Annotated in this window: 11 protein-coding genes; 5 read left to right on the forward strand and 6 right to left on the reverse strand. The window is 66.9% G+C overall.

All coding sequences use genetic code 11. The features are described 5' to 3' along the window. The 4 genes from tatC to SOM10_RS17880 all read left to right on the forward strand — a co-directional run bounded on the left by tatC (position 1) and on the right by SOM10_RS17880 (position 2,909). Complete coding sequence (gene tatC / locus SOM10_RS17865; RefSeq protein ID WP_320491445.1) at positions 1 to 795, forward strand: twin-arginine translocase subunit TatC; 795 nt, start codon at positions 1 to 3, stop codon at positions 793 to 795. Continuing rightward, on the forward strand, positions 792 to 1,199 hold the full coding sequence (locus SOM10_RS17870; RefSeq protein ID WP_320491447.1) for a hypothetical protein: 408 nt from the start codon (positions 792 to 794) through the stop codon (positions 1,197 to 1,199). Before tatC ends, SOM10_RS17870 begins: the two co-directional genes overlap by 4 nt. A gap of 158 nt (positions 1,200 to 1,357) precedes the next feature. Continuing rightward, the gene (locus tag SOM10_RS17875) at positions 1,358 to 1,642 is read left to right on the forward strand and encodes a hypothetical protein (RefSeq protein WP_320491449.1); all 285 of its coding nucleotides are present in this window, start codon (positions 1,358 to 1,360) and stop codon (positions 1,640 to 1,642) included. A 148-nt stretch (positions 1,643 to 1,790) separates the two neighbouring features. After that, a complete protein-coding gene (locus tag SOM10_RS17880; protein ID WP_053098710.1) occupies positions 1,791 to 2,909 on the forward strand; it encodes a fatty acid desaturase family protein in 1,119 nt (372 codons plus the stop codon). A gap of 79 nt (positions 2,910 to 2,988) precedes the next feature. On the opposite strand, the gene SOM10_RS17885 is transcribed toward SOM10_RS17880, so the two are convergent. The 4 genes from SOM10_RS17885 to SOM10_RS17900 all read right to left on the reverse strand — a co-directional run bounded on the left by SOM10_RS17885 (position 2,989) and on the right by SOM10_RS17900 (position 6,930). Next, positions 2,989 to 3,819 carry an ABC transporter permease gene (locus SOM10_RS17885; RefSeq protein ID WP_230100971.1) on the reverse strand — a complete coding sequence of 277 codons (831 nt, stop codon included), beginning with the start codon at positions 3,817 to 3,819 and terminating at the stop codon, positions 2,989 to 2,991. Next, a complete protein-coding gene (locus tag SOM10_RS17890) occupies positions 3,816 to 4,721 on the reverse strand; it encodes an ABC transporter ATP-binding protein (RefSeq protein WP_072590696.1) in 906 nt (301 codons plus the stop codon). Before SOM10_RS17890 ends, SOM10_RS17885 begins: the two co-directional genes overlap by 4 nt. A gap of 111 nt (positions 4,722 to 4,832) precedes the next feature. Beyond that, positions 4,833 to 6,263: a hypothetical protein gene (locus tag SOM10_RS17895; RefSeq protein WP_056276732.1), complete on the reverse strand. Its 1,431-nt coding sequence runs from the start codon at positions 6,261 to 6,263 to the stop codon at positions 4,833 to 4,835. A 163-nt stretch (positions 6,264 to 6,426) separates the two neighbouring features. Continuing rightward, positions 6,427 to 6,930, reverse strand: coding sequence for a hypothetical protein (locus SOM10_RS17900; protein WP_056276735.1), 504 nt, complete (start codon positions 6,928 to 6,930; stop codon positions 6,427 to 6,429). A gap of 69 nt (positions 6,931 to 6,999) precedes the next feature. Here SOM10_RS17900 and SOM10_RS17905 point away from each other — a divergent pair, with 69 nt between their 5' ends. Then, entirely contained in the window at positions 7,000 to 7,734 is a 735-nt protein-coding gene (locus tag SOM10_RS17905; RefSeq protein WP_320491452.1) for a DUF2071 domain-containing protein, read from the forward strand. Here SOM10_RS17905 and SOM10_RS17910 read toward each other — a convergent pair. Continuing rightward, positions 7,715 to 8,635 carry an AEC family transporter gene (locus tag SOM10_RS17910; protein WP_320491453.1) on the reverse strand — a complete coding sequence of 307 codons (921 nt, stop codon included), beginning with the start codon at positions 8,633 to 8,635 and terminating at the stop codon, positions 7,715 to 7,717. The genes SOM10_RS17905 and SOM10_RS17910 overlap by 20 nt on opposite strands. A 318-nt stretch (positions 8,636 to 8,953) precedes the next feature. Next, positions 8,954 to 9,577 carry a GntR family transcriptional regulator gene (locus SOM10_RS17915; RefSeq protein ID WP_320491454.1) on the reverse strand — a complete coding sequence of 208 codons (624 nt, stop codon included), beginning with the start codon at positions 9,575 to 9,577 and terminating at the stop codon, positions 8,954 to 8,956. Positions 9,578 to 9,869: the final 292 nt, after the last annotated feature.

A 9,869-nucleotide genomic window follows, 5' to 3' on the forward strand; every position in this document is an offset into this window, starting at 1 on the left:
GTGTCCTCGCTCGCCGCTGATGCCGTCGAGGCGAGCACCGCGCCCGCCCTGGCCCGGATGCCGCTGTCCTCGCACCTGCGGGAGGCGCGCACGCGCTCGTTCCGTGCGACGGCGGCGCTCCTGACCGGGGTGGTCGCCGGGTATCTCCTCTCGGACCAGATCCTCGAGGTCGTGCGAGCACCGATCAGTGCGCTCGCCGAATCGCGCGATGCGAGCCTCAACTACGACAGCATCACCGGGGCTTTCGACCTTCGGCTCAAGATCGCGCTCTTCGCCGGTGTCGCGCTGTCGAGTCCCGTCTGGATGCACGAGCTGCTCGCGTTCCTCGCTCCGGGTCTGACCACCAGAGAGAAGAGGTACACGTTCGGCTTCCTGGCGGCATCCGTTCCCCTGTTCGTCGGCGGATGCCTGATGGGCTTCCTTCTCTTCCCCCACATGGTCGAGCTGCTCGCGAGCTTCGCCTCGACCGAGGACAGCACGCTGCTGCAGGCGTCGTACTACGTCGACTTCATCCTCAAGATCGTGCTCGCGACCGGGGTCGCCTTCGTGCTCCCGGTGTTCGTCGTGATGCTCAACCTGCTCGGTGTCGTGTCGGCGGCGGCGATCGCGCGGAGCTGGCGTCTCGTCGTCGTCGCGATCGTCCTCTTCAGTGCGGTCGTGACCCCCGCGGCCGACGTGCTGTCGATGTTCCTGATCGCGATTCCCATGACCCTGCTGTTCCTGATCGCCCTGCTGCTCGCATGGCTGCATGATCGCAGGGTCGGGGAGTCGGCCGTCGGCACAACGGAGGCATGACGATGTTCGGACTCACGATCGAGAAGCTGTTCCTCGTCGCGCTGATCGCAACCGTGATCATCGGTCCTCGGCGACTGCCGGAGTATGCGGGCCGTCTCGGCGCCCTCGTCCGCCGGGTGACGCTCACCGTCGGCGAGGCGGCGCGGCGAGCCGAGCAGGAGGCCGGAGTGGCGAGCATCCGCCAGGAATGGACCGCCGTGGATCCTCGGCAGTACGACCCGAGGCAGATCATCCGCGAGGCGTGGGGTGCGGGGGAGGAGCCGGACGGCTCGAAAGCCGCTGAGGCCCCGCAGCCGGAGCCCGAGGGGCGCTGGATCGTGGCTGGATCGTCCGGTCATCCACGGCGCGTGTGGGAGCCCGCTGAGGCGGAGGCCCGCGTGCGCGGCGCCGACCTGCTAGACTGATGGAGCAACGTGAGTTCTGGCCGCCCTCTAGGCCACCACGGAGCCACTGATCAGGGCCATTACGGACCAAGCGCATCGATGCGCGCGGCATCCGCCTTCGATCTCACATCTTGCGGGTCGCGACAACGCGTGCCCGTCACACAGCAATGAGTATCACCATGAGCACGACCACTTTTCATCCTTCCGATCCGTTGACCTGGAAACAGGCCGACACAGATGTGCACGTCGCGACCCGCGGCGGCGAGTTCGCCGGGTTCGTCGAATTCGACGGCACCGCGCATGTCGCCCGCGACCAGCGCGGTGACGACCTCGGCTCGTTCGAGTCGCTGGATGCCGCCCGTGACGCCCTCGAGAGCGCGAATGCGCCGAGATCTCGCCCGCGCAGCCTCAGCTCTCCCTTTCGCCGCGCCCTCCGCAGCCGACCGCGTCGCGCACGCGCCTGACCGTTCCATGCGGGGGAACTGTGAATCGTCAAGGGATGCTGATGTATTCCCCAAATCGCATGAGGGCAGGGTTAGCCTGAGTTAAGCGTTCGGCGATCTGCCTTGGGCTTCACATCAGCTCAAGGGCTCCGATCGACGGGAGAGCAACATCTCCATTTCACAGGTCGAAAAGACCGACGCAGTTCTCGGACCGGTACGTCAGACGTATTCGGGCAATGCGGACATTCCTCCGATGACCCACGCCTACAAGCAGGTCTCGCAGGTCATCCGCGAAACCGGCCTCCTCCAGCGCGCCGGATGGTTCTACATCTTCGTGGCCGCCGGCATCGCCGTGGCTCTGGGCGGAGTCATCACCGGCTTCATCCTTCTCGGCGACAGCTGGCTCCAGCTCCTGATGGCCGGGGCTCTCGGCATCATCCTCACGCAGGTGGCGTTCCTCGCCCATGAGGCCGCGCATCGTCAGATCCTCTCCACGGGCCCGGCGAACTTCCGCCTCGCCCGCATCCTCGCCGCCGGCGTGGTGGGAATCAGCTATTCCTGGTGGGACTCCAAGCACACCAAGCACCACGGCAACCCGAACCAGGTCGGCAAGGACCCCGACATCGAGGTCGACACGATTTCGTTCCTCGAGACCGACGCCGCGCAGTCCCGCGGTATCGTCCGTCTGATCACGCGCAAGCAGGGGTGGCTGTTCTTCCCGCTGCTGACGCTCGAGGGCCTGAACCTCCACTACCTGGGCGTGAAGCACCTGGTGACCAGCAAGAAGGCCAAGGGCCGCTGGATCGAGCTGGGCCTCATCGCCCTCCGGTTCGCGATCGTCCTCGTGCCTGTGTTCCTGATGCTGCCGCTCGGCATGGCATTCGCCTTCATGGGTGTGCAGCTCGCCGTCTTCGGCGTCTACATGGGCGCGTCCTTCGCGCCGAACCACAAGGGCATGCCGATCATCGATCCCAACGCCCGTCTCGACTTCTTCTCGAAGCAGGTGCGCACCTCTCGCAACATCCGCGGCGGATGGTGGGCCACCTGGCTCATGGGCGGACTCAACTACCAGGTCGAGCACCACCTGTTCCCGAACATGCCCCGCCCGCACCTCTCGAAGGCTCGCGAGGTCGTGCGCGACTACTGCGCCGCCAACAACGTGCCCTACACCGAGACCAGCCTCGGCCGGTCGTACGCGATCGTGATCGAGTACCTCAACCGCGTCGGTCTCGCCGCCGGTGCTGATCCGTTCGACTGCCCCGCAGCGGCCCAGTTCGTCCGGGCGTAAACACTCTCGCGGCATCGCAGCCGACCCGCACATCGAACGGCCCCATCCTTCGGGATGGGGCCGTTCGCATGCCAGACGGTCAGTTCCGCCGGATCCAGCGGAACGTCGCGCGGCTGAGGATGAAGCCGACCACGAGCCATGCGGCGAGGGCGACCGCCACGAGCCCGAGATCCCATGATCCGCTCGGCTCTGCCGAGGAGAACGACTCGGGCAGGATCGCCGCGCGCATACCCTGAGCCATCCACTTGAGGGGAAAGACCGCAGCGACGTTCTGCAGCCATTCCGGCAGCGCGGTGAAGGCGATGTAGACGCCGGAGATGAACTGCAGCAGCAGCACGACCGGGATCACCACGGCGGACGCCGTCTTGCCCGACCGCGGCACGGCAGACAGTGCGATGCCGAGAAGCGTGCACGAGAGCAGGCCGAGCACGAAGACCCAGGCGAAGCGACCCCAGGCCTCAGCATCCGAGGGCAGCTCGACCTGATAGAGGACGACCGCGACGACCAGCAGCAGAGTGATCTGCAGGATCGCGGTGACGAAGACCTCACCGATCTTGCCGATGAAGTACGTCGCCGGTGAGATCGGCGTGCTGCCCAGCCGCTTGAGGGTTCCGTCGCTCTTCTCCACTGCGATCTCGATCGACAGGCCCTGCATCCCGGAGAGGAAGATGCCTCCTGCGACGAGACCGGGAAGGTAGTACGTCGCCATGCTGATCTTGTCGGGCCCTTCGCCGATGTCGCCCGTGAAGATCGTCGCGAAGATGAGGTACATGAGGGTGGGGAACAGGAACGTGAAGAAGACCTGGTCGCTGGCGCGGAAGTACTGACGCAGTTCGAACGGGATGCGGCGGACCCCGAGGCGAACCGTGCGAGCGAGCCCGAAGTTCGGCGTGGCAGTCGTGGTGCTCATGCGGACTCCGCCACATCTGCCCGCAGGGCCTCTGCGGTCGGATCGGAATCGGATGCGGCTCCGTGCTCACGGATGAGGCCGAGGTAGATGTCCTCGAGAGTGGGACGCACGACCTCGAGGCCGTCCGGCTCGCCGCCCGCTCGCTGAAGCTCGGAGACGACCGCACCGGGAGCGGTCGTGCGCTGCTCGTGGCGCACGCCGGCGGCATCCCTCCAGCGCACCATCGGCGTCCTCGCCTCGGGCCCGCCGATCTCGTCGATCTTGCCGATCGCCACGATGCGCCCGTCTGTGATCACCGCCGCGCGATCGCCCAGCCGGGCGGCCTCATCGAGATAGTGAGTGGTCAGCAGGATGCTGGTGCCCTCGGACTTCAGGGTGCGGATGAGCTGCCAGAACTGCTGTCGGGCCTCGGGATCGAAGCCGGTCGTCGGCTCATCGAGGAACAGGAGTTCGGGGCGTCCGATGATCCCGAGGGCGACATCGAGACGGCGCTGCTGACCACCGGACAGCTTGCCCGCTCTGGATCGCTGCTTGTGCTCGAGCCCCACGGCGGCGATCACCTCGTCCACAGGACGAGGGTGGGGGTAATAACCGGCGAACTCGGTGAGCAGCTCCCGCACGGTGAAGTTGCCGGCCTCTCCGGTGGACTGCAGGACGATCCCCAGTCGCGCCTTCCACGCCAGACCGCCGCGCTGGGGATCGACACCGAGCACGCGCACGTCGCCGGACGTGCGGTGACGATAGCCCTCGAGGATCTCGATGGTCGTCGACTTGCCCGCGCCGTTCGGGCCCAGAAGAGCGAAGGTCTCTCCCCGGCGGATGTCGAAGCTGATGCCGTCGACTGCGACGGCACCCCCGTACTCCTTGCGGAGATCCCGCACCTCGATCACGCTGTCTGTCATAGGTACAGCGTGCACGCTGACGGCTCCGAGCGATAGCAGGACGGGTGAACGAAGCGGGGGCGTGGACGGATATCCGCCCACGCCCCCGCTCGGTCAGTCAGGAGAAGTCGCTCAGCGGGAGGCCTTCTGATCGGACTCGACGACCTCGATGGTGATCTTGCCGTCGATCGTCTCGGCGTTCTCGTCGAGGAGCTCGTCCTCCAGCGCCTCGTCACCGCGGAACTCCTCGTCGCCGGTGACCTCGTCGACCGCGTCGTCGGAGTCGTCGATCAGCTCGGCTTCCTCGACCTCGACGGTCTCGGCGTCGGTGTCGTCATCGACCTGCGACGCGGCCGCTGCAGAGCCGACGGATGATGCCTCGTCGCTGAAGATGCCCTCCGGGCGGATCAGCTCGCGCACCTCGGCCATGAAGCTGGCGAGCTGCTGCTGCTGCCAGCGCAGCTGGCGCGCGTGGTCCTCGGCATCCCGCAGCACGGCGGACGTGTGACCCGTCACCGAGTCGACGATCTTCTGCGACTTCACGCGGGCACGGTCCAGGGTGTCGCGGGCGCGCACCTGAGCATCCGCTTCGATGGTCTGCGCCTGCGACCGCATCAGGCGCTCGTAGTCGTCAGCCTTCGCCGAGATGCGCTGCGCGTGATCGAGCGAAGCGGCCACCTGCTCGTTGGCATCGGTGGTGATGCGCTCGGCGTGGGCGACGGCCTGGTTGTGCAGCACCAGGAACTCCTGCTGAGCGTCGTCCTGCCGACGGGTGAGCGTCTCCTCGAACTCGAGGACGCGGGCGTTCATCTCGCGCACCTCGCGCTCGGCCTCGGCGCGCAGCTGGGTGGTCTCGCGGGTGACGAGCGAGCGGAGCGCCGCAGCGCCCTTCTCCGCCTCGGTGCGGATGGCCGTGGCCTCCTGCGTCGCCTGATGCACCCGCTCTGCGGCGTGCGCGGCCTCGCGCTCGAGCGTCGCCTGGTGGGCGGTGTACTCGGTGTCGATCTTCAGGCGCACCTGGTCGGCGTCGTGCTGAGCGTGCGCGATGATGCGGGTGACGTCGGCATCCGCCTCGGCCCGCTGTGCGGTGACCTCTTCGCGCGCGGCCGCCATCAGACGGTCGGCCTGCACGGCGGCGTTCTGGATGAGGACGTTGGCCTGCTCCTCGGCCACCCGGAGGATCGCCTCGAACTGTTCCCGCGACGGTGCCTCCTGGCCATCCGCGCGCGGGGTGTCGACGAGCTCGTTGGTGAGGGTGGCGACCTGCTGCTCGGTCTCGGCAGCCTTCGCCTTGGTGGCGAGGAGCTCCGCCTCGAGCTCTTCGCGGGCGATGCGCTCTTCTTCGCGAAGCGCCTCGACTGCGTCCTCGTGGCGTGCCTCGGTGGCGGCGAGGTCGGCCTTCGCCTGCTTCAGCTGATTGCGCAGAGTGCTGAGGGCCGAGTCGACCTCCGCCTTGTCGTAGCCGCGGAACGAGGCCGTGAAGCCGGACTGCTCGCGCGGCGTCTCTTCGATCAGCTTGTCGAAGAAGTCGGGGGTCCGGTCGTTGTCGGGGGATTCACTCATGGGTCGGCCTTTCCGGCGCAGGTCACAGGGACTGAGAGCTGTGATGAGAAATGGTGCCGTCGCGAGGCCGGCTGTGGGCTGGCCGGTGCGTGATCAGCAGTAACACAGCCTAGTTGCGACGGCTGTGAGATGCACCCGATGTTCCGGTACGCACTGGGCTTCTCTACTCCGCGATCCACGACTCGGTCGCATCGTCGCGCCGGTGCCGCAAGGGCGGCCCGGGCGAGACCTGGACGCCCTCAGCGCGTGCTGCGGCGGAGACGGCGGAGCGCAGGTCTGACCAGAACTCGGAAGTGTTGGGAACGCCCAGATGCTCGCGGATCCTCTCCACCTGCAGACGGGTCCCGTTCTCATCGTCGACCACCCGCACGATCGCGTCATCCGGTTCGACGAATCGGATACCGTAGCCTCCGCTCGCGAGCGGGGTGAACTTGCGTGGCTGCTGACGCACGACCCCGTCGACGATCTCCCTCGCCGTGGCCTCAGACGTCTGCAGCACGAGCGTCGTGCCCAGTTCCTCGAGTATCCCGGTGAGGCGGTCGGCCACGTGACGCTGCCCTGCTCTGCCGCCGGCGGCGCCGGTGGAGCGACGGACCCAGCGGGGCAGGAGGATCGCGAGCACGATGATCGCGCCGATCGCGGCGATGTAGATGAGCGGATTGTCCACGGATACAACCTACGTGCACCTCGTCCCCGAGGCCTTGGAGGAATTTAGCTCCAGTGCTACATTCGGAGCATGACGATCATCCGCGGTGTCCGTGCTCAGCTCCGTCGGCGACTCCTGATCACCTATCGGGTCGAGCCGGAGGTCGCCTCCTCCTTGCTGCCCACGGGATTCCGCCCGCAGATCGTCGACGGGTCTGCGGTGGCCGGCGTGTGCGTGCTGGGGCTGGAGTCGATCCGACCGAGCTGGGCGCGGGGCCGGTGGGGTCTGCGCTCCGAGAACGCCGCCCACCGGGTCGCCGTCGAGTGGGACACCGAGGATGGCGTGCAGAAAGGCGTCTTCATCGTCGGTCGGCACAGCTCGGCGTGGCATCCGGTCATCTTCGGCGGACGGTTGTTCCCGGGGGTGCATCGCCGAGCGAGGTTCGAGATCGAGGAGGGGGATGATCGCTACGCGGTCACAATGGATGCCGGCGAGCACAGTCTCTGCGCGGATGTCGAGGTGGGAGGCGCATGGTCGAGCTCTCTCTTCGCCTCGATCGACGAGGCCTCGGACTTCTATCGCGCCGGTCGGCTCGGCTGGTCGGCGGCGCGGGGAGGGCGCAGCGTCGAATCGGTCGCGCTCACCACCGACGCGTGGAGGGTCGAGAACGCACACCTGCACAGCGTGAGCTCGTCGTTCTTCGACGCTCTTCCCGCCGGCTCAGTGGTGTTCGACAGTGTCGTCGTGATGCGCGATCTTCCGCTGACGCTGTCGGACGTGCGCGAGTCCCGGATCGACGCGGTGCTCAGCCCAGCAGGAACATGATGAGGATCAGCACGGGCAGGCAGCCGAGAGTGGTCAGGAATACGGTGTCGCGCGAGATCGTCTCGCCGATGTCGTAGCGCTGCGAGTAATTGAAGACGTTCTGTGCGGTGGGGAGCGCGGCGAGGATCACGACGATCAGCACCTCGGCCGGCGAGAGCCCGAAGACGAACTCGGCCACCACCCACGCGATCAGCGGCATCGCGAGGAGCTTGAGCGAGGTGGCGAGGATGATGTCCCGCCGGTGGCCGGGAGCCCCGAGCACGCGCTGGCCGTGCAGGGAGATGCCGTAGCTGATCAGCAGAACCGGCACGGCGGCATCGGCGATCAGCTGAGCCGGCTCCATGATGATGGGCGGCACTGTGAGGCCCAGCACCGAGATGAGCGTGCCGAGGAGTGACGCGATGATGATGGGATTCGTCGCCGTGCGCACGAGCGTCTTGCGCAGCGAGACGCGATCGCTCGTGACGGCGTCGAGGATCGTCAGCGAGATCGGGGTGAACACCAGCAACTGCATCAGCACCACCGGTGCGGGGTACGCGGCGCTGCCGAGAAGGTAGAGCGACAACGGGATGCCGATGTTGTTCGAGTTGACCTGCCCCGCCGACAGCGCTCCGATCAGGGTCTCTCCGACCGGACGCTTCCACCAGAGCCGCGCGATGAGTGTGTAGATCCCGATGATCGCGACGGCCGCGATCGCCGACACGGGGAGCAGCGAGGAGAAGAGCATCTTCGCATCGGCGTGGGCGAGCACGGTGAAGAGCAGGAACGGCGACAGCACGAAGAAGATCAGACGCCCGAGCACGTGCCGGGCGTGCGGTCCGAGCAGGTCGATCCGGCCGAGCACATAGCCGAGTGCGATCGCGACTCCCACGACGGCGAATCCGGTGAGCGTCTCGAGCATGGTTCGAGCGTATCCAGCCCGGAAGCACGTCGTCGCCACCGGCACGGTCCGCGCGCGGGAGTCCCGCCGTAGCAGTCGGAGTGGGCCCGCGTCAATGGATGAGCTCCGATCAGCGTCAAGACGGGGTGCGGCCATACGCTGAGAACACGACGAGCAGCATCTGCCGCTTTCCGTCGGTCGAACCAGACGGTGCCCTCGAGTTCTCTCGGTCTTGAGCGCCCACATGGGGGTGGGTGCGCTTGCGGACCTTCTCATCGACTGCTCCGGTCCCCCCGTTCGGGCGCGGGGGACCGGAACCAACTCCCTCGGGAGTGGCCGCTACTTCAGGCGGAGCATCCTCTGCACGGCCTTCACGCCGGCGTTCGCGCTGCGGGCGCGCATCGCGAACTCGAGCTCCTCGAGCGATTCCTTCGTGTCCACCCGGGGCTCGCCGAGGTAAAGGTCGCGGAACACGAGATACCAGAAGTCGCTCAGCATGAGTCGATAGAGATCGTTGAGCGCGCGGTCGGTGAGGAACTCGAAGAGCTCCACATGGGCTTCGATCCATCCCTCGCCCGTCTCGACGGACCGGATGGCGTCGGCGATCAGTTCGCACGCGATGGCGAGATCCGCCTCGGACAGCGCAAGCGCGGCCTCACGGATGATCTCCCCGCCCTGAGAGGCGGCGAACTCGCGGGTGATGCGGGACCGCTCGTCGGTGATGTCGGTGACCATCGAGTAGCGGTTCGCGTGGACCTCCATCAGCCCGGCGCGCGCCAGTCGCTGCACGGCCTCTCGGACGGGGGTGCGGGTGACTCCCAGATCGTCCGCGATCGCCTTGTCGCTCAGTTTCGCGCCAGGCGCGTAGGTGCCGTCGGCGATCGACGTCGCGAGTCGACGAAAGAGCTCTTCAGCTCCGAGGTTCCGCTGCGCCCCAGGCACAACGGGCAGTTCAGGTCCCATATCGGTATATTACGGCGCATAGGTATGGCGCGGCTGTCCGCCGAGCAGATGCGTGTTTGACCTGCGGCCCGTGCACCTGCTCGACGCATCGAGACGGTCGTCCCGAGACGTGTCGTCTCGTGGCTGGTGCGCGTGACGACAAGCACAGAACCAGCAGCCCAGGGGAGCGGAGCAGACACCGACTCTCACCGGAAAAAGCGGAAACCCCCGCCATGTAGAAGCTAGGCGAGGGTTCCTAAGGTGACTGTAATGATCACCCTGTGGCTCCGACGGGCGTCGATCCCGTGACCTC

Origin of the sequence: Microbacterium sp. CFBP9023 (assembly GCF_034045055.1) — a bacterium.
Lineage (GTDB): Bacteria > Actinomycetota > Actinomycetes > Actinomycetales > Microbacteriaceae > Microbacterium.

Bases quoted from the DNA above. Each gene is read 5' to 3' on its own strand.
- SOM10_RS17870 (WP_320491447.1), top strand. From the start codon at position 792: ATGACGATGTTCGGACTCACGATCGAGAAGCTGTTCCTCGTCGCGCTG.
- SOM10_RS17875 (WP_320491449.1), top strand. From the start codon at position 1,358: ATGAGCACGACCACTTTTCATCCTTCCGATCCGTTGACCTGGAAACAG.
- SOM10_RS17885 (WP_230100971.1), bottom strand. From the start codon at position 3,819: ATGAGCACCACGACTGCCACGCCGAACTTCGGGCTCGCTCGCACGGTT.
- SOM10_RS17890 (WP_072590696.1), bottom strand. From the start codon at position 4,721: ATGACAGACAGCGTGATCGAGGTGCGGGATCTCCGCAAGGAGTACGGG.
- SOM10_RS17895 (WP_056276732.1), bottom strand. From the start codon at position 6,263: ATGAGTGAATCCCCCGACAACGACCGGACCCCCGACTTCTTCGACAAG.
- SOM10_RS17905 (WP_320491452.1), top strand. From the start codon at position 7,000: ATGACGATCATCCGCGGTGTCCGTGCTCAGCTCCGTCGGCGACTCCTG.
- SOM10_RS17910 (WP_320491453.1), bottom strand. From the start codon at position 8,635: ATGCTCGAGACGCTCACCGGATTCGCCGTCGTGGGAGTCGCGATCGCA.
- SOM10_RS17915 (WP_320491454.1), bottom strand. From the start codon at position 9,577: ATGGGACCTGAACTGCCCGTTGTGCCTGGGGCGCAGCGGAACCTCGGA.